The organism is Achromobacter pestifer, assembly GCF_013267355.1.
Lineage (GTDB): Bacteria > Pseudomonadota > Gammaproteobacteria > Burkholderiales > Burkholderiaceae_B > Achromobacter > Achromobacter pestifer_A.
Map to the genome: position 1 here is coordinate 501,011 of NZ_CP053985.1, position 16,725 is coordinate 517,735.

Below are 16,725 nucleotides of genomic sequence, written 5' to 3' on the forward strand. Positions count from 1 at the left end.
CGCGCCCGCCCGATGGGCGTGCCGCGTCCCCCAACGAAAAAGCGCCCGGTCGGGGCGCTTTTTTGGTGTGGGAGCCTAGATTTCGCGCTCTTCCGTCTTGAGGTTGTTGTCGCGAGCGAAATCCACCACGAACTTGTACGCCAGCGGTTCCAGATCGCGCAAACGCAGATCGACCACGATCCCGCGCACGCCGTCGATCACGACGGGCAGCACATAGGGCGAATAGGTGAGGTGGTTACCGGCACAGCCGGCGGGCCGGAATTGTGCCATTACGCCGGCGAGCCGTTCCGCCCAATCGCTGGGGCGAAAGCGGCTACCGCTTTCGGTAACGCCATGAATTACGAATTGTCTGACGCGAGTTGCCATGAGTTCTTTCACTACAGCGCGCCCTTCACGAAAGCCGGATCTTCGGCGTGATCAAACATGCGCCCTGCGCCGCGAATTGTATATGATTGATCCTTTGCCCTCTTTCAAAAAGCGATTCGCCTGGGAAAACGAGCTGCCAAACCCGGCGGCATCCCACGGGAACTCCGGCTGAGTCCCGGCGCAATCCGCTTCATCCACAGGAGGATCCGCGATGACCTCGCCTCTGGCCAATATCTACGCCCGGCTGCCGGTATCGTTCACGCACGGCCAGGGCGTCTGGCTGTGGGACGCCGAGGGCCGCAAGTACCTGGACGCGCTGGCAGGCATCGGGGTGTCCTGCCTGGGCCACGCCCATCCGAAACTGGTGGCCGCCATCAGCGAGCAGGCCGCCCGCCTCATCCATACCTCGAACATCTACGAAGTGCCGCAGCAGACCGCGCTGGCCACGCGCCTGACGCAGCTGTCCGGCATGCAGGAAGTCGCGTTCAACAACAGCGGCTCCGAGGCCAACGAGGCCGCGATCAAGCTGGCGCGCTATTACGCCTACCAGCGCGGCAACAAGCACGCCCACATCATCACCATGGATTCGTCCTGGCATGGCCGCACGCTGGCCACGCTGGCGGCCACGGGCAGCGAAAAGGCGCGCAAGGGCTTCGAGCCCCTGCCCTCGGGCTTCATTCAGGTGCCGTACAACAGCGTGGACGCGGTGCGCGCCGCCGGCGACGCCGAACCGCGCGTGGCCGCCGTGCTGCTGGAGGTCCTGCAAGGCGAAGGCGGCATCCGTCCCTCCGACATTGCCTATCTCCAGGAAGTGCGCAGGCTGTGCACCGAGCGCGGCTGGCTGCTGATGATCGACGAAGTCCAGTCCGGCATCGGCCGCACCGGCAAGTGGTTCGCCCACCAGTGGGCCGATATCGTCCCCGACGTCATGACGCTGGCCAAGGGCCTGGCGGGCGGCGTGCCCATCGGCGCCATGCTGGCTGCCGGACCTGCCGCGGGCGTGCTCACGCCCGGCAGCCATGGCACCACCTTCGGCGGCGGTCCGCTGGTCTGCGCGGCCGGGCTGGCCGTGCTGGACGCCCTGGAATCCGAAAAACTGCTGGAAAACGCCCACGACGTGGGCAACCACCTGAAAAGCGCCCTGGCCGATGCGCTGGCCGGCACCCCGGGCGTCACCGACATCCGCGGCCGCGGCCTGATGCTGGGCATCGAGCTGGCCCGCCCCTGCGGCGTGCTGGCCCTGCGCGCCATGGAAGCCGGACTGCTCATCAACGTCACGCGCGACCGCGTGATCCGCATGTTGCCGCCGCTGATCCTGAACCGCGACGAAGCCGACCGCATCGTCGCCATCCTGGTTCCGCTCATCCAGGAATTCCTGGCTGAAACACCATAAAATCAACGTCCCGCCCGGGCCATGAGCCTGGCCGGGCCCCATGACCTGCGACATCACCATGACTCCTCCCACGACTCAAAACGGCCCGTTGCGGCACTTCCTGCAGTTCAAGGACTTTTCGTCCGCCGAGATCGCCTACGTGCTGGACCGCGCGCGCCTGATCAAGGACAAGTTCAAACGCTATGAACCCCACATGCCGCTGCACGACCGCACGCTGGCGATGGTGTTCGAGAAGGCCAGCACGCGCACCCGCGTGTCGTTCGAGGCCGGCATGTACCAGATGGGCGGTTCGGTCATCAACCTGACCTCCAACGATTCGCAGCTGGGCCGCTCCGAGCCCATCGAAGACACCGCGCGCGTCATTTCGCGCATGGTCGACATCGTCATGATCCGCACGTTCGAGCAAACCCGCATCGAGCGCTTCGCCTCGCATTCGCGCGTGCCCGTGATCAACGGCCTGACCAACGAATTCCACCCCTGCCAGATCCTGGCGGACATCTTCACCTACATCGAACACCGCGGCCCCATCGCCGGCAAGACGGTGGCCTGGGTGGGCGACGCCAACAACATGGCCTACACCTGGCTGCACGCCGCCGAAATGCTGGGCTTCACGCTGCATGTGTCCACGCCGGCCGGGTACGAGCTCGAGGCCTCGCGCATCGGCACGCCGCCGGCCACGGTGCTGCGCCAGTTCAAGGACCCCATGGAAGCCTGCCAGGGCGCGCACCTGGTCACCACCGACGTGTGGACCAGCATGGGCTATGAAGCCGAAAACGAAGAGCGCCGCGCCGCCTTCGCCGACTGGTGCGTGGACGCCGAAATGATGGCCGCCGCCGATCCCCAAGCCGTGTTCATGCACTGCCTGCCCGCCCACCGCGGCGAAGAAGTCACGGGCGAAGTCATCGACGGACCGCAAAGCGTGGTCTGGGACGAAGCCGAAAACCGCCTGCACGTGCAGAAGGCGCTGATGGAGTTCCTGCTGCTGGGCCAGATCAAGTAAGGCTGCCGCATGCAAAAAAGGCCTGCGCGTCTGTCGATGCGCAGGCCTTTCTTGTATTGGAGGTAGCCCGGTGGATGGGAAGCGGGGCACTCCCCCACCGTCGGGACAGCGGCAACAATTGGCGTCCGGGCAACTACAGAACCTTGCGCAAGAAGTCCCGCGTACGTTCATGGCGCGGCGCACCCAGCACTTGCTGCGGCGGACCCTCTTCCATGATCACGCCCTGGTCGATGAACAACACTCGATCTGACACTTCCTGCGCAAAACCCATTTCATGCGTCACCACCACCATGGTCATGCCCTCTTGCGCCAACGCCTTCATCACCGTCAGAACCTCACCGACCAGTTCGGGGTCGAGCGCCGAGGTCGGTTCATCAAACAACATGACTTTCGGCGCCATCGCGAGCGCGCGGGCAATTGCCACACGTTGCTGCTGCCCCCCCGACAACTGATTTGGAAAAGCGTCGATCTTTTCCAGCAAACCGACTTTCTGAAGCAGCCTTTCGGCCGCCAGAACGGCTTCTCGGCGCGACAGTTTTTTCACTTCCATCGGTGCCATGATCAGGTTTTCCAGCACCGACATGTGCGGGAAAAGATTGAAGCGCTGAAACACCATGCCCATGGTGGAACGCAACGCGTTCAGATCGACCTTGGGATCATTGACCTTGACGCCGTCGACGATAATCTCGCCATCGCTCGCTTCTTCCAGGCCGTTGAGGCACCGCAGAAACGTACTCTTGCCGGAACCGGACGGGCCGATCATACAGACCACTTCACCCTCTTTGATATCGCAGTCGATACCGCGCAGGATATGCGCCTGGCCAAACTGCTTTTGCAGTTTTCTGACGTGTATCACCGTGCATCCCCTTTGCCATAGCGGGTTTCAAGATGCCGGACGAGCGCCGACAACAGCAGCGTAATACCCCAGTAGATCAGCGAGATCGTCAGATACGGCTCCCAGTAGCGGGCATAGGCGCCGGACACCGTACGCGCCGCATACGCCAGTTCCGCCAGACCGATGGCCGACGCCAATGAGGAATCCTTGACTATGGCAATGGCGTTGTTGCCCAGCGGCGGCAACATGCGGCGGAACGCCTGCGGCAGCACCACCTTGCGCAACGTCTTCATGTAGCTCATGCCGAGTGAGCGCGAGGCCTCGCTTTGACCACGCTCAATCGACTGGATGCCGGCGCGAAAGATCTCCGATACATAAGCGCCTGAATTGAGCGTGATCGCCAGCACCGCCGATGTGAACGCGCCGTATTGCGAGCGAATTTCACGCGCGATATCGCCGCTCAGGATCAAACCGTCGCTGGGATTGATCAGCAGCGGCATCAGCGCGAAGTGAATCAGCAGAATCTGCACGAACAGCGGCGTGCCACGCACGAAACTGACGTAGATGCGCACCGGCCACTGCACCATATAGCACAGGAAGTACTTCCAGAAACCGTGGCGCGCTTGCGCCAGACGGCCGACGCCCAAAGCCAGGCCCCAGCACGTTCCCGTAATCACACAGATGAGCGCGACCTTGATGGTCATCCACGTACCCTCGACAAACAAGGGCAGATACTCGCCGATGATTTCCCATTGAAAGAGAGAATTCATGAATGGAATCCGGATATAAATTCGCCCACGGTCCGCAACGAGAACGTGGGCATAAAAAGGTCCTTACGTGGCTTACAGCGGCAGCGCTGGCACGTTGAGGTCGAACCATTCCTGGTAGATCTTGGCGTAGGTGCCGTCGGCAACGATCTTCTTCAAACCGGCATTGATCTTGCCTTGCAGTTCGCTGTTGCCCTTCTTGACGGCGATACCGAAGTACTGGCGCGTGAACTTGGCATCGTTGACCACTTTGAATTGCTTCTCAGGATGGCTCTTGATGTAGAACTTGATCACGCCGACATCGCCGATCGCGGCATCGATACCGCCTCGATACAGCTCTTCCAGCATCAGCGGCGTATTGTCGAAACGGTGAATGGCCGTACTGGACTTGCCGATTTCTTCGGAGATGACGATGTCGCCCGCGGTTGAATTGACCACACCGACTTGCAAGGTCTTCAGGTCCGCCAGCGCGGCAACCTTATTGTCCGCGCCAGCGATGATGACTTGCTCGGCCGGGAAATAAGGCAGCGAAAAGTCGACCATCTTGGCGCGCTTTTCAGTGATGGTGATGCCGGAGATGATGATGTCGCGGTCGCCCTGGCCCAGGGTGGCGAAGATGCCCTCCCATGGCGTGCTGACCAGCTTGATCTTGAAGCCGGAAGCGTTGGCGATGGCCTTGATGATGTCGATGTCGAAACCGACCAGTTCCTTGGTCGGCGTTTCGAATTCAAAGGGACGATAGGTGCCGCCTGCACCGACGACGTAGGTCTGATCGGCTGCACTGACGCTGGTAGCGCTTAGCGTCAGTGCCAGAGCACAGCTCGCGAGCATGACAAACTGCTTGAACAACATGGTTTTCTCCCTGGGATGCCGGCGACGAACGGCAACCAGCTCCAGACGGCCGACCAGCAAATGCCCACGGGCTACGCTGCGTTCAGACCCGGCTTCGTTGCGGGACTCGCACTTGCACGAACTGCCGGAAAATTCCCGGCTGCGCGAAACTCGGGATGTTCCGGCGCTCGTCTCTAGACGTCAACTTATAAATTATTGATTTTTATAGAAAAAATTTGATTTACCAAACAAGATTTCCACCTATTCGACAACCGTTTCGACAGTCTGGCTACGCCCGCATGGCAGTCGAGTTCTAGCGTCTGCCCTGCGGCTCTGTACCCATCCTACAGAATGCGTTTGAACATGGTGCGGCGCGTATTGCGGAAGGACGGGCGCACGCGGCTGCTCCAGTCGCTGGCGCGCACGGCCAGCCAGGGCGGACTGCCGAAGGTTTCGCGCGAGTGCAGGTCGTAGCAGGCCAGATAACGCGGCGACTCGTCGCGGCATTCATAGCGCATGGCGCGCACGGTGCCGGGCACCGCGGCCAGGCCGGGCAGGTGCTCCTGGTCGTACCAAGCGTTCAGGTCGGCTTCGGCCTCGGGCAGCACGTCGGTCTCGACGATGTAATGCCACGCCGCATCCTGCCCCGCCGAGGCGCCGGCCAGGTCCAGCGTCAGATGCAGCACGCGGCTGCGGGCACCCGGGAAGCTTTCGGCCAGGCGGGCCTGGACTTCCGGCAAGGCGGCGGCCGGCCCGCGCAGATAGACGTAGGTTTCGTCCTCTTCCACGGCCGCATACGCGGCGGCGCGCAAGCCTTCCAATCCTTGGGTCAAGGTACGGTCAAGTTCGCGCGCGCGGGGCTCGTCGAAGCGCTCGCCCAGCGACACCAGCAATACGGTTTCCTGCATTCCAGGCTCCTGTTCAATGTCCGACGCGCAAGGCCACCAGAAAGCGCGACACCATGTTGTACGCGCCCACGGTCGCAGCCAATTCCACCAGCTGCGTGTCGTCGTAGCGCGCACGCAGCGGCGCGAACACGGCGTCGGGCACCTCGATGTCGCGCGTCATGGCGTCCGTCAGCGCCAGCACTTCGGCCTCGCCGGGTTCCAGGCCCTGCAGCGCCGACGGCGCCGGACCGTCGCGCAACGCGTCCACCAGCGCCTGCGGCATACCTGCAGCCAGCGCGTGCGGCACATGCGCCTCGAACTCGTAGGGCGCGTTGTTCAGGGTGGCCACGCGCAGGATGATCAACTCACGCAAACGCGGCGGCACCGCCGTGTTCAAACGGATCGCGGTCAGCATGGCTTCCCAGCCCTGGACCACGGCGGGGCTGTTCAGCAGCACCTGGTACAGCGGCGAAATGCGCCCCCGCGCAGCCGCTATCCGCGCCTCGGTCTCGGCCAGCTCCGGGCGGACTCCCGGTGTCACCAGCCCTACTCTGCATGCGTTCATCTTCACTCCGGGCGGATGTTCTTGCGCTGGATCAGCGCGGTCCATTTCTCGCGGTCGGACGCGATCAGGGCAGCCAACTCCTGCGGACTGCCCGGCGCCGCCTGGGCGCCGAACTTCTCCAGGCGGGCGCGCACGCTCTCCGTGTTGAGCGCGGCGCGCACGGCCTGGTTGAGTTTGTCGATAGTGGCCGGCGGCGTGGCGGCCGGAGCCACGATGCCATACCAGTTGTTGGACTCCACGCCGGCAATACCTTGCTCGGCCAGGGTCTTGACCTCGGGCAGCAAGGGATGGCGGATCGGCGCGGCGATACCCAGAGGCTTCAACTTGCCGCCCTGGATATGGCCGATCAAGCCCGGTACGTCGCCGAAGAAGCCCGACACCTGATTGCCCATCACGTCATTGATGACCGGAGCCGCGCCCTTGTAAGGCACGTGCATCACGTTCGCCTTGCTGGAGTCGGCGAACATTTCCAGGGTCAGGTGGGGAATGCTGCCTATGCCCGACGAACCGATCGCCACCGATTGCGAGGCGGCTTGCGACTTCTTGACGAAGTCCGCCGCGTCGACCGCCGGGTTGGACGGATTCACCACGAACACCGTGGCGTTGTTCACTACCTTGGACACCGGCGCGAAATCGCGCACGGGGTCATACGGCAGGTCCTTGTACAGCGCCGGGCTGATCGCGACCGCGCCCACGCTGGTCAGGAACAGCACGGAACCGTCGGCGGGCGCCTTGGCCACGTAGGCCGCTGCAATATTGCCGTTGGCGCCGGCCTTGTTCTCCACGATGACCTGCTGCTTGAGCTCCTTGCCCAGCTGTTCGGCCAGCACCCGGCCGACCAGATCCACCGGTCCGCCCGGCGGGAAGGCGATGATGAGGCGCACCGGCCCGTCGGCATGGGCAGCACCCACGGTAGCCAGGCTCAGCAAGCCGGCGGACAGAATTTTCTTGAACATGATGTCTCCTGATTGAATGGAATTTTCTTATCGTTCGCACGCCGCCCGACGGCGGCCGCGCTTGCCGCGCCTACTCGAATCCGTACAGCCGCGCCGGGTTGTCCACCAGGATGCGCTGGCGCAGGGCGGCATCGGGACAGGCATCAAAAAACAGGTCAACCAGTTCGCCGTCGTCCGGCATGTCGCCCGCCACGTTCGGATGCGGCCAGTCCGTGCCCCACAGGCAGCGGTCGGGCAAAGCCTTGGCCAGCGCGCGCACGAAGGGCAGGCCCTCGGCGTATGGACGCTTGCCGGACGCGATGCGGTCGATGCCCGACACCTTGACCCAGGCTTGCGGCACCTGCGCCAGGCCCAGCAGCGCCTGCATCGCAGGCGACTCCAGCCCATCGCACGCCCTCAGCCGCCCCATGTGATCGACCACGAAGGGCAGCGGCAGCGCAGCCAGGCGCGGCAGCAGTTCAGGCAACATCGCGCCGTCCAGGTGCAGGCACAGATGCCAGCCCAGCGGCGCGATCAACGCCACCACATGGTCGAAAACCGCCGGATCGGGCGCGCCACCCAGATGCGGCACGAAGTTGAAACGGGCCGCGCGCACGCCGCCCTCATGCAATTGCCTGACGCCGGCCTCGGTCGCGTCCGCCCCCAGCAGCGCCACGCCGCGATAGCGGCCGCCGCTTTGGGCCAACGCATCCAGCAAGGCGCGGTGGTCGGATCCATGGCAGTTGGCCTGCACCACCACCGCGCGCTCCACGCCCAGGCGGCGGTGCAGCGCCGCCATGGCCTGGTAGGGCGCGTCCGGCGGCGTGTACGAGCGGCCTTCGGCATACGGAAACAGGTCCGCTGGCCCGAACACGTGGCAATGCGCATCGCAGGCGCCCGGCGGCAAGGCGTGGCGTGGACGGGACGGCGCGGCAAGTGGAGGACGGCAATCGGGCACGGGCGGGTTCCTGCGGTGAAAACGCCATGGTCCCGGATTGCCTGCCGTCCAACAATGCTATATCTTTGATTTCAGATATAGATTTTCTAAATATCCGATGGACCTGAAGCAGATCGAATACTTCCTGCGGGTGGCCGAGAGGCGCAGCTTCTCGCGCGCCGCCGAAATGCTGGACGTGGCGCAGCCCACGCTCAGCCGCCAGGTGCGCCTGCTGGAACTGGAGCTCGGCCAGCACCTGCTCTACCGCAACGGGCGCGGCGCCGAGCCCACCGAGGCTGGGCTGCGCTTCCTGGAACACGCCCGCGCCCTGCTGACCTTGGCCGAACGCGCCAAGGAAGACCTGCAAACCCTGCGCGAGACGCCCACCGGCAAGGTCGTGGTGGGCCTGCCGCCCCGCATCGCCCGCGTCCTGACGCCGCCGCTGGTCCAGGCCTTCCGCCGCAGCTTTCCCGAAGCCTCCATCGCCGTGGCCGAAGGCCTCAGCGCCCAAGTGCGCGAATGGCTGCTGGCCGGCCGCGTCGACCTCGCCCTGCTCTACGACCCCGCGCCTTCGCCCCAACTGGCCTACGAATCCCTGTTCCGCGAAGACCTGGTGCTGGTGGCCGCGCCCGGCCACCGGCCCGCCCTGCCCCCGCGCATCGCCGTGGCGGAACTGGGCAACTACCCGCTGGTGCTGCCCAGCCTGCCCAACGCCATCCGCACCCTGGTCGAAAGCGTGTGCCGCGCCCAGGGCGTGCGCCTGACCATCGCCGTCGAGGTGGACGCCGTCCAGACCATCGTCGAACTGGCCGCCCAGGGCGACGCCTACGCCATCCTGCCGCGTTCGGCCGCGCGCGGCCCCGCCGCGGAACACGAACTGTCGCTGTGCGACATCGTCGACCCGACCATCACCAACGACCTGGTGCTGGCCAGCGCCCGCCACCGCCCCTCCACCCGCCTGGCCGCCGCCACCGCGCTCCTGATCCACCGGCTGGAGCTGCCGGCCCTGTTCGCCCCGGCGGCCCGTTCGCGGCAAAAGAGTTAAAATAGAGTCCGTTTTTCTTGTTTGGCGGCTAGCAGCTGTCAAAGTCTGCTGTCCAAGTCCTGTTGGCGTCTCACTTCAAACAATGACCACTATCCTCCCGAACCTTCCCACCGGCCAGAAGGTCGGCATCGCCTTCTCCGGCGGCCTCGACACCAGCGCAGCGCTCCTGTGGATGCGCAACAACGGCGCCATCCCCTACGCCTACACCGCGAACCTGGGCCAGCCCGACGAGTCCGACTACGACGAGATCCCGCGCAAGGCCATGGCCTACGGCGCCGAAAAGGCCCGCCTGATCGACTGCCGCGCGCAGATGGTGGCCGAAGGCATCGCCGCCCTGCAATCCGGCGCGTTCCACATCTCGACCGCCGGCATCACCTACTTCAACACCACCCCCATCGGCCGCGCAGTGACCGGCACGATGCTGGTGGCCGCCATGAAGGAAGACGACGTCAACATCTGGGGCGACGGCAGCACCTTCAAGGGCAACGACATCGAGCGCTTCTACCGCTACGGTCTGCTGACCAACCCGGACCTGAAGATCTACAAGCCCTGGCTGGACCAGCGCTTCATCGACGAACTCGGCGGCCGTTCCGAAATGTCGGAATACATGCGCCAAGCCGGCTTCGACTACAAGATGTCGGCTGAAAAGGCCTACTCCACCGACTCCAACCTGCTGGGCGCCACCCACGAAGCCAAGGACCTGGAGCACCTGAACTCCGGCATCCGCATCGTCAAGCCCATCATGGGCGTCGCGTTCTGGCGCGACGACGTCGCCGTCAAGGCCGAGGAAGTCACCGTCCGCTTCGAGGAAGGCCATCCGGTCGCCCTGAACGGCGTGGAATACAGCGACCCCGTCGAACTGATGCTCGAAGCCAACCGCATCGGCGGCCGCCACGGCCTGGGCATGAGCGACCAGATCGAAAACCGCATCATCGAAGCCAAGAGCCGCGGCATCTACGAAGCCCCGGGCCTGGCCCTGCTGTTCATCGCCTACGAGCGCCTGGTCACCGGCATCCACAACGAAGACACCATCGAGCAGTACCGCGAAAGCGGCCGCAAGCTGGGCCGCCTGCTGTACCAGGGCCGCTGGTTCGACCCGCAAGCCATCATGCTGCGCGAAGCCGCCCAACGCTGGGTCGCCCGCGCCATCACCGGCGAGGTCACCGTCGAACTGCGCCGCGGCAACGACTACTCGCTGCTGAACACCGAGTCGCCCAACCTGACCTACGCGCCCGAGCGCCTGTCCATGGAAAAGGTCGAAAACGCCCCGTTCACCCCCGCGGACCGCATCGGCCAACTCACCATGCGCAACCTCGACATCGTCGACACTCGCAGCAAGCTCTTCACCTACGTGAAGACCGGCCTGCTCGCCTCCTCCGGCAGCTCGCTGCCCCAGCTGAGCGACGACGGCAAGAAGAAGTAATTCTTCGAAGCCAAAAACCAAAAAGCCCTTCGGCATGCCGAAGGGCTTTTTGCTTTAAAGACACCAATCGCAAGACACCGCGCAAGCCCCCAAAGGCCGCCCGCGCGGCCGGCCGGGGGCGAGCCCCGCAAGGTCCATCGCCAAAACCCGAACCCGTCGTGAGAACGCCAAGCACGCCGTCCTCCGCTGCGACCGGACACATTCAGCCGACGCAGCCTGTGGCGGCGGGGGCCTGCCACGCGCGGGGCGTCGATAAGCCCGAGGGAATCTGAAGGAAAGGCCGCAGGCCTTGACGAAGATGACGAAGGGGAAGTCCGGAGCGAACGCTCCGGACTGCAATCGTTGCCCCGCGCGTGGCAGGCCCCCGCCGCCACAGGCGTCAACAGAACTTGAACACCGCCAACAGACAAGCAAGAGCCTAAAGCTCCACCTGCATCCCCATCTCCACCACCCGATTAGCCGGAATCTTGAAGAACTTCGTACTCCGCGTAGAGTTCCGAGCCATGAACGAAAACACCGCCCGCCGCCAGCGCAACAACGCCGGCTTCTTCGCCGCCACCACGGTCTGCCGCGACAGGAAGTAGGAAGTCCGCATCGGCTCCAGATCGATCTCCGGATACGCCTCGGCCACCAGCCGCAGCGCCTCCGGCACGTCCGGATCTTCCTTGAAGCCGTAGTTGATCGTCGCCTGCCAGCTCGACGCCGACAGCTTGTTCACGGAGAAGCGTTCCTCTTCCGAGACATAGGGCACATCCGCCACCAGGATCGTCAGGAACAGCACATGATCGTGCAGCACCTTGTTGTGCTTCAAGTTATGCAGCAGCGCCGGCGGCACATTGCCCGAGTTCATCGTCATGAAGATGGCGGTGCCCGGCACCCGCGACGGCGGATACTCTTCGAGCTGCGACATGAATTCCTTGAGCGGCTGGCGGTCCCGCTGCTGCATCTCGGACAGCAGCCGGCGGCCGCGGCGCCAGGTCATCATCAGCGTGAACACCACGATGGCCACCAGCAGCGGCAACCAGCCGCCCTCGTGGATCTTGAACACATTGGCCGAGAACAGCAGCACATCGAACAGCAGCAACAAGCCCAGCGCCACCAGCCACAAGACACGCTTCACCCCGGTCGAGCCGCGCGGCAGCACCGCGAACGCCAGCACCGACGTCGTGAGCATCGTGCCCGTAACCGCGAAGCCATACGCAGCGGCCAAATTGTCCGAATTGCGGAACAGCAGCACCAGGATCAGCACCGCGCACAGCAGCAGCGCGTTGACCTGCGGCAGATAGATCTGGCCCTTCTCGACGGCCGAGGTATGCAGGATCTGCATGCGCGGCCAGAAGCCCAGTTGCACCGCCTGGCGGGTGACCGAGTACGCGCCCGATATCACCGCCTGCGACGCCACGATGGTCGCGATGGTGGCCAGCGCCACCAGTGGAGCCAGCCCCCATTCCGGCGCCATCATGAAGAACGGGTTGCGTATCGCCGTCGGATCGCGCAACAGCAGCGCGCCCTGGCCGAAATAGCACAGCGTCAAGGCCGGCAGCACCATGCTGAACCAGGCGCGGCGGATCGCCGGACGGCCGAAGTGGCCCATGTCGGCATACAACGCCTCGGCGCCCGTCAGGGCCAGCACCACCGCGCCCAGCAGCACGAAACTGATCCACGGAAACTCGATGATGAAACGCAGGCCCCACATCGGATTGAGCGCCCGCAGCACTTCCGGGGTCTGCCATATCTGCCAGCCGCCCAGCGCAGCCAGCGTACCGAACCACAGCAGCATCACCGGACCGAACAGCTTGCCCATGGCGCCCGTGCCATGCGACTGGATCGCGAACAGCGCAATCAGCACCACCAGCGCCAGCGGCACGACCCAGGCGTCCAGCTGATGCGACACGATGCCTATCCCTTCCAGCGCCGACAGCACCGAGATCGCTGGCGTGATCATGCTGTCGCCATAAAACAGCGCCGCGCCAAAGATCCCCAGCACGATCAGCACCCAACGCAGCTTGCCTTCGCGCCCGCGCACCGCCAATTCCAGCAAGGCCAGCGTGCCGCCCTCGCCGCGGTTATCCGCGCGCAGAATCAGCGTCACGTATTTGAACGACACCACCACCATCAGCATCCAGAACAGGATGGACAGCACGCCCAGCAAGTGGGCAGGCTCCAGGTCGGTATGCACGCTCAGACCTGTCAGACACGCCCGCAGCGTATACAAGGGGCTGGTGCCGATATCGCCGTACACCACGCCCAGCGCCCCCATGATGAGGGCGGCCCGCGAAGACGGCGCGTGCCCGCCGAGTGCTTGCCCGTTGGACGACGAAGGAACGCTGGCCGAACCTTGGCTCATGATGTAGGTTCTTGACGAGTGAGTTGGGCCCCCTTGCGGGGGCCGGGAAACACGACGGACAGCCGTGTTCCTGAAAAATCCGGACGGCTGGTGAGCTTCCACCAGGCGCCATGCGCATGCGCAATTTCGCGCACGATGGCCAGCCCCAGGCCCGACCCGCCCGCGGTCGCCGTGGGCGAGCGGTAGAAGGCCTCGAACACGCGTTCGCGTTCATCGGGCGAAATACCCGGCCCATCGTCCTCGACGGTCAGCGAAGGCGGATTGGCGCCGACGATCAGCGTGATGCGGCCGGTCTTGTTGCCATAGCGCAGCGCATTGTCGATGAGGTTGCCCAGCAGTTCAGCCAGCAGCAAGGGATCGGCGTCGATCCAGATGGGCGCGTCCGGCGCCACCAGATCCAGCTCGTAGTGCGCCTCGCGCACCCGGGGAAACCATTCCGCGCCGTTCGCCCGCACCCATTCGCACAGGTCGATGCGCACGAAGCTGTCTTGCGGGCGGGCGTTGGGGTCGGCGCGCGCCAGGACCAGCAGTTGCTGCCCCAGGCGGATCATGCGGTCGCTCACGGCCTTGATCCGCTCGGCCCGCGCCCGCACGTCGTCGGGCAAGGGACGCGCCAGCATCAGTTCGGATTCCAGCCGCAGGCCGGCCAAGGGCGTGCGCAACTGGTGCGCGGCGTGGCCGATAAAGCGGCGCTGCGCCGCCAGCGAGGCATCCAGGCGCAGCAGCAAGTCATTGGTGTGCGTGACCAGCGGCTCGATCTCGACCGGCACGCCTGCCACTTCCAGCGGCTGCATGTCGTCGATCGAGCGCTGCCGGATCTCTTCGGACAGGTGATTGACCGAACGCAGCCCCGAACGTACGCCCTGCACCACCACCCAGGTGAACAGCGCGATCAGCGCGACCTGCCCCACCACCATCAGCCAGAAGAAATCTTCCAGCATCCAGAGCGACATGTCGATCTTGTGCGTGATGACCCAGGTGGCCGCCAGGTCCAGCAGGACCAGCAGCAGGATCGGCGGCATCAGGCGGATGACCAGATGCCGCGCAAGCGAACGGGAGGGAAGCAAGGGGCGTGGAGCTGGAGTAGCGGTAGGAGTGCGTTCCTGCATCATGACGCAATGCCCTCGCCTAGGCGTATGGATGCGCTGGGCCGGCGCGACGCGGCCGCAGCCGGCCCGTCAGGCCGTTTCCACATCCAGCATGTAGCCAAAGCCGCGCACCGTTTGAATGCTGGCGCCCGTGCCTTCGAGGCGCTTGCGCAGGCGGTACACGTAGACTTCGACGGCGTTTTCGCTGAAATCGGCATCCCAGGCCGACAGCGAGTTCACGATCTGGCGTTTGGTCACGACGCGGCCGACGCGGGCCATCAGCATTTCCAGCACGGAAAGCTCGCGCACCGACAGGGACAAGCGCTGGCCATTGGCCCGGACTTCGCGGCCGACGGTGTCGAACACCAGCGGGCCGACTTCGATCAGGGGCTGTGCCTGTCCGGCGCGGCGCCGGCCGAAGGCGCGCACGCGCGCCGCCAGCTCGGGCAGTTCGAAAGGTTTGGTGACGTAATCGTCCGCCCCGGCGTCCAGCCCGGCGACGCGGTCCTCGATGCCATCGCGGGCGGTGAGGATCAGCACGGGGACCTGGTTGCCGTCCTGGCGCAATTGCCGCAGCACGTCCAGCCCGCTCATGCCCGGGAGGTTGAGGTCGAGCAGCATGAGGTCGTAGGGCTGGCCTGCCAAGGCGCCCAGAACCCGGTCGCCCTCGGTCAGCCAGTCGACCGCATAGCCTTGGTCGGCCAGAAATTCCTGGAGCGCGTGGCCCAGGGTGGTGTCGTCTTCGATTACCAGAACTCGCATGCGGCGATTCTAGCGCGATCCCGGCCGGAACGGGGCGTGAAATACGCCCCGGGGCCGGGAAGCGTTCAAGGTGCGGACGGAGCCGGGGCGGCTCCCGCCGCTGCGGGGGCTGCCGCGCCCGCGGCGCCGCCCGAAGGAGGCGTGGTGACGAACCCGATGCGCGTCATGCCCGAACGGCGGGCCGAAGCCATGACCTTGGCCAGCGTCTCGTAACGCGTGTTCTGATCTGCGCGGATGCGGATCTCGGGTTGCGGCTTGGTGCCGGCGATCGACTTGAAGCGGTTGGGCAGGTCATCGATATTGACCGGCTTCTCGTCCCAGAACAGCGCGCCGCTGGCATCGATGGCCAGGTCGACGGTCTTGGGCTCTTCCTCGATCTGCTCGGCCGCGACCTGGGGCATGTTGATCTTGATCGAATGCGCCAGCAGCGGCGCGGTGATGATGAAAATCACCAGCAGCACCAGCATCACGTCGATCAGGGGCACCATGTTGATCTCGGAAACCGTGTGGCTTCCGGATCCCTTGCCCTCGAAGCTGCCAAAGGCCATTATTCGCTCCCGCGTTGAGCCGCAGCGCCGTGGCCGTTCTGGCGGCGCAGTGCGCGCACCTTGCCGTCGGACAGGGCGACTTGCTGGCCGGTGGTCAGGAACGCGAACAAATCATGCGCAAAAGCATCCAGGCGCGAGAGGTACACGCGGTTGTTGCGCACGAAGGTGTTGTAGGCCAGCACCGCGGGAATGGCGACCGCCAGGCCCAGGCCGGTCATGATCAGCGCTTCGCCCACCGGACCGGCAATGCGGTTGATGGTCACGCCGTCGGACAGGCCGATGCCGACCAGGGCATGGTACACGCCCCACACCGTGCCGAACAGGCCCACGAAAGGCGCTGTCGAACCCACCGAAGCCAGCACGGTCAGGCCGTTTTCCAGCTTGGCGGTTTCTTCGTCGATCACCTTGCGCATGGTGCGCGTGACGAAATCGGTATTGCTCCCAGCCTCTTCCAGCTTGGTCGCGCCGAACTTGTTGTGATGCGCCTGCGCATGCATGGCGTGGCTGGCCAGGTGCGAGAACGGATCGCGCGCGCCGTGCGTGACGATTTCGTTTTCGACCTGTTCGAGCGAGCTGGCGTTCCAGAACTTGTTCAGGAAATCCGCCGAACGCTTGCGCATGCTGACGTTGCTAGCCACCTTGACCAGAATCAGGTACCAGGTCACCAGCGACATCAGGATCAGGATGATGAACAGGCTCTTGCCGACAAAGTCGCTCTGCGCAATGAAGTGCATGAAACCCATGTCGGGGACAGCGGCGGGAGCCGGGGCGACCGGCAGCGCCGAGGGCAGCGCGGCGGCGGCGCCTTGCAGCGCGTCGGCCGACTGCTGGACAGCGCCGGCGGCTTGCTGGGCCGCGGCACCGACCGTCGAGGCGGCTTGTTGGGCTGCGGGTGCGGCCGCGGCCGCGGCAGGCGCAGCGGCGGCGGCAGCCGGCACGGCCGGGCTGGTGGTCGCCTGCGCCACCAGGGTGGCGCTATGCAGTGCGTTGGACATC

At 64.9% G+C, this 16,725-nt stretch carries 17 protein-coding genes; 4 read left to right on the forward strand and 13 right to left on the reverse strand.

Annotated elements, in window-relative coordinates; translation table 11 throughout:
* Positions 1 to 75 precede the first annotated feature (75 nt).
* Positions 76 to 366 carry a DUF3579 domain-containing protein gene (locus FOC84_RS02680; protein WP_013392635.1) on the reverse strand — a complete coding sequence of 97 codons (291 nt, stop codon included), beginning with the start codon at positions 364 to 366 and terminating at the stop codon, positions 76 to 78.
* A gap of 211 nt (positions 367 to 577) precedes the next feature.
* Here FOC84_RS02680 and FOC84_RS02685 point away from each other — a divergent pair, with 211 nt between their 5' ends.
* Entirely contained in the window at positions 578 to 1,759 is a 1,182-nt protein-coding gene (locus tag FOC84_RS02685) for an aspartate aminotransferase family protein (protein ID WP_173143070.1), read from the forward strand.
* Between the two features lie 58 nt (positions 1,760 to 1,817).
* The gene (gene argF / locus FOC84_RS02690) at positions 1,818 to 2,759 is read left to right on the forward strand and encodes an ornithine carbamoyltransferase (protein ID WP_173149928.1); all 942 of its coding nucleotides are present in this window, start codon (positions 1,818 to 1,820) and stop codon (positions 2,757 to 2,759) included.
* A 133-nt stretch (positions 2,760 to 2,892) separates the two neighbouring features.
* Here argF and FOC84_RS02695 read toward each other — a convergent pair whose 3' ends face one another.
* The 7 genes from FOC84_RS02695 to FOC84_RS02725 all read right to left on the reverse strand — a co-directional run bounded on the left by FOC84_RS02695 (position 2,893) and on the right by FOC84_RS02725 (position 8,537).
* Complete coding sequence (locus FOC84_RS02695) at positions 2,893 to 3,615, reverse strand: amino acid ABC transporter ATP-binding protein (RefSeq protein WP_173143071.1); 723 nt, start codon at positions 3,613 to 3,615, stop codon at positions 2,893 to 2,895.
* Entirely contained in the window at positions 3,612 to 4,364 is a 753-nt protein-coding gene (locus tag FOC84_RS02700; protein WP_173143072.1) for an amino acid ABC transporter permease, read from the reverse strand. The genes FOC84_RS02695 and FOC84_RS02700 overlap by 4 nt, the downstream gene beginning before the upstream one ends.
* 72 nt (positions 4,365 to 4,436) lie before the next feature.
* The gene (locus tag FOC84_RS02705; RefSeq protein ID WP_173143073.1) at positions 4,437 to 5,213 is read right to left on the reverse strand and encodes a basic amino acid ABC transporter substrate-binding protein; all 777 of its coding nucleotides are present in this window, start codon (positions 5,211 to 5,213) and stop codon (positions 4,437 to 4,439) included.
* 323 nt (positions 5,214 to 5,536) lie between these two features.
* A complete protein-coding gene (locus tag FOC84_RS02710; protein WP_173143074.1) occupies positions 5,537 to 6,100 on the reverse strand; it encodes a DUF4286 family protein in 564 nt (187 codons plus the stop codon).
* 13 nt (positions 6,101 to 6,113) lie between these two features.
* Positions 6,114 to 6,644 (reverse strand): carboxymuconolactone decarboxylase family protein, encoded by a 531-nt coding sequence (locus FOC84_RS02715; RefSeq protein ID WP_173143075.1) that lies wholly within the window; start codon positions 6,642 to 6,644, stop codon positions 6,114 to 6,116.
* A 2-nt stretch (positions 6,645 to 6,646) separates the two neighbouring features.
* Positions 6,647 to 7,600, reverse strand: a complete 954-nt coding sequence (locus FOC84_RS02720; protein WP_173143076.1) for a Bug family tripartite tricarboxylate transporter substrate binding protein — start codon at positions 7,598 to 7,600, stop codon at positions 6,647 to 6,649.
* Positions 7,601 to 7,670: 70 nt separating this feature from the next.
* Positions 7,671 to 8,537, reverse strand: a complete 867-nt coding sequence (locus tag FOC84_RS02725; protein ID WP_173143077.1) for an amidohydrolase family protein — start codon at positions 8,535 to 8,537, stop codon at positions 7,671 to 7,673.
* A gap of 97 nt (positions 8,538 to 8,634) precedes the next feature.
* Between FOC84_RS02725 and FOC84_RS02730 the strand changes: the two genes are divergently transcribed.
* Positions 8,635 to 9,561: a LysR family transcriptional regulator gene (locus tag FOC84_RS02730; protein ID WP_173143078.1), complete on the forward strand. Its 927-nt coding sequence runs from the start codon at positions 8,635 to 8,637 to the stop codon at positions 9,559 to 9,561.
* 82 nt (positions 9,562 to 9,643) lie between these two features.
* A complete protein-coding gene (gene argG / locus FOC84_RS02735; protein ID WP_173143079.1) occupies positions 9,644 to 10,984 on the forward strand; it encodes an argininosuccinate synthase in 1,341 nt (446 codons plus the stop codon).
* Between the two features lie 418 nt (positions 10,985 to 11,402).
* Here argG and FOC84_RS02740 read toward each other — a convergent pair whose 3' ends face one another.
* From FOC84_RS02740 to FOC84_RS02760, 5 genes are all read right to left on the reverse strand, one after another.
* Positions 11,403 to 13,331 carry a potassium transporter Kup gene (locus FOC84_RS02740; protein WP_173143080.1) on the reverse strand — a complete coding sequence of 643 codons (1,929 nt, stop codon included), beginning with the start codon at positions 13,329 to 13,331 and terminating at the stop codon, positions 11,403 to 11,405.
* Positions 13,328 to 14,443 carry a sensor histidine kinase gene (locus FOC84_RS02745; RefSeq protein WP_254241899.1) on the reverse strand — a complete coding sequence of 372 codons (1,116 nt, stop codon included), beginning with the start codon at positions 14,441 to 14,443 and terminating at the stop codon, positions 13,328 to 13,330. The genes FOC84_RS02740 and FOC84_RS02745 overlap by 4 nt, the downstream gene beginning before the upstream one ends.
* Before the next feature lie 66 nt (positions 14,444 to 14,509).
* Positions 14,510 to 15,181: a response regulator transcription factor gene (locus FOC84_RS02750; protein ID WP_006218435.1), complete on the reverse strand. Its 672-nt coding sequence runs from the start codon at positions 15,179 to 15,181 to the stop codon at positions 14,510 to 14,512.
* Between the two features lie 65 nt (positions 15,182 to 15,246).
* Complete coding sequence (locus tag FOC84_RS02755) at positions 15,247 to 15,729, reverse strand: ExbD/TolR family protein (protein WP_088139398.1); 483 nt, start codon at positions 15,727 to 15,729, stop codon at positions 15,247 to 15,249.
* Positions 15,729 to 16,724, reverse strand: coding sequence for a MotA/TolQ/ExbB proton channel family protein (locus tag FOC84_RS02760; RefSeq protein WP_173143081.1), 996 nt, complete (start codon positions 16,722 to 16,724; stop codon positions 15,729 to 15,731). Before FOC84_RS02760 ends, FOC84_RS02755 begins: the two co-directional genes overlap by 1 nt.
* Between the last annotated feature and the right edge of the window lies 1 nt (position 16,725).

Excerpts from the sequence above, each read along its gene's own strand:
- argG (WP_173143079.1), top strand. The coding sequence starts at position 9,644 with ATGACCACTATCCTCCCGAACCTTCCCACCGGCCAGAAGGTCGGCATC.
- FOC84_RS02740 (WP_173143080.1), bottom strand. The coding sequence starts at position 13,331 with ATGAGCCAAGGTTCGGCCAGCGTTCCTTCGTCGTCCAACGGGCAAGCA.
- FOC84_RS02760 (WP_173143081.1), bottom strand. The coding sequence starts at position 16,724 with ATGTCCAACGCACTGCATAGCGCCACCCTGGTGGCGCAGGCGACCACC.
- FOC84_RS02745 (WP_254241899.1), bottom strand. The coding sequence starts at position 14,443 with ATGATGCAGGAACGCACTCCTACCGCTACTCCAGCTCCACGCCCCTTG.
- FOC84_RS02720 (WP_173143076.1), bottom strand. The coding sequence starts at position 7,600 with ATGTTCAAGAAAATTCTGTCCGCCGGCTTGCTGAGCCTGGCTACCGTG.
- FOC84_RS02710 (WP_173143074.1), bottom strand. The coding sequence starts at position 6,100 with ATGCAGGAAACCGTATTGCTGGTGTCGCTGGGCGAGCGCTTCGACGAG.
- FOC84_RS02685 (WP_173143070.1), top strand. The coding sequence starts at position 578 with ATGACCTCGCCTCTGGCCAATATCTACGCCCGGCTGCCGGTATCGTTC.
- FOC84_RS02715 (WP_173143075.1), bottom strand. The coding sequence starts at position 6,644 with ATGAACGCATGCAGAGTAGGGCTGGTGACACCGGGAGTCCGCCCGGAG.
- argF (WP_173149928.1), top strand. The coding sequence starts at position 1,818 with ATGACTCCTCCCACGACTCAAAACGGCCCGTTGCGGCACTTCCTGCAG.
- FOC84_RS02705 (WP_173143073.1), bottom strand. The coding sequence starts at position 5,213 with ATGTTGTTCAAGCAGTTTGTCATGCTCGCGAGCTGTGCTCTGGCACTG.
- FOC84_RS02700 (WP_173143072.1), bottom strand. The coding sequence starts at position 4,364 with ATGAATTCTCTCTTTCAATGGGAAATCATCGGCGAGTATCTGCCCTTG.
- FOC84_RS02750 (WP_006218435.1), bottom strand. The coding sequence starts at position 15,181 with ATGCGAGTTCTGGTAATCGAAGACGACACCACCCTGGGCCACGCGCTC.
- FOC84_RS02730 (WP_173143078.1), top strand. The coding sequence starts at position 8,635 with ATGGACCTGAAGCAGATCGAATACTTCCTGCGGGTGGCCGAGAGGCGC.
- FOC84_RS02755 (WP_088139398.1), bottom strand. The coding sequence starts at position 15,729 with ATGGCCTTTGGCAGCTTCGAGGGCAAGGGATCCGGAAGCCACACGGTT.
- FOC84_RS02680 (WP_013392635.1), bottom strand. The coding sequence starts at position 366 with ATGGCAACTCGCGTCAGACAATTCGTAATTCATGGCGTTACCGAAAGC.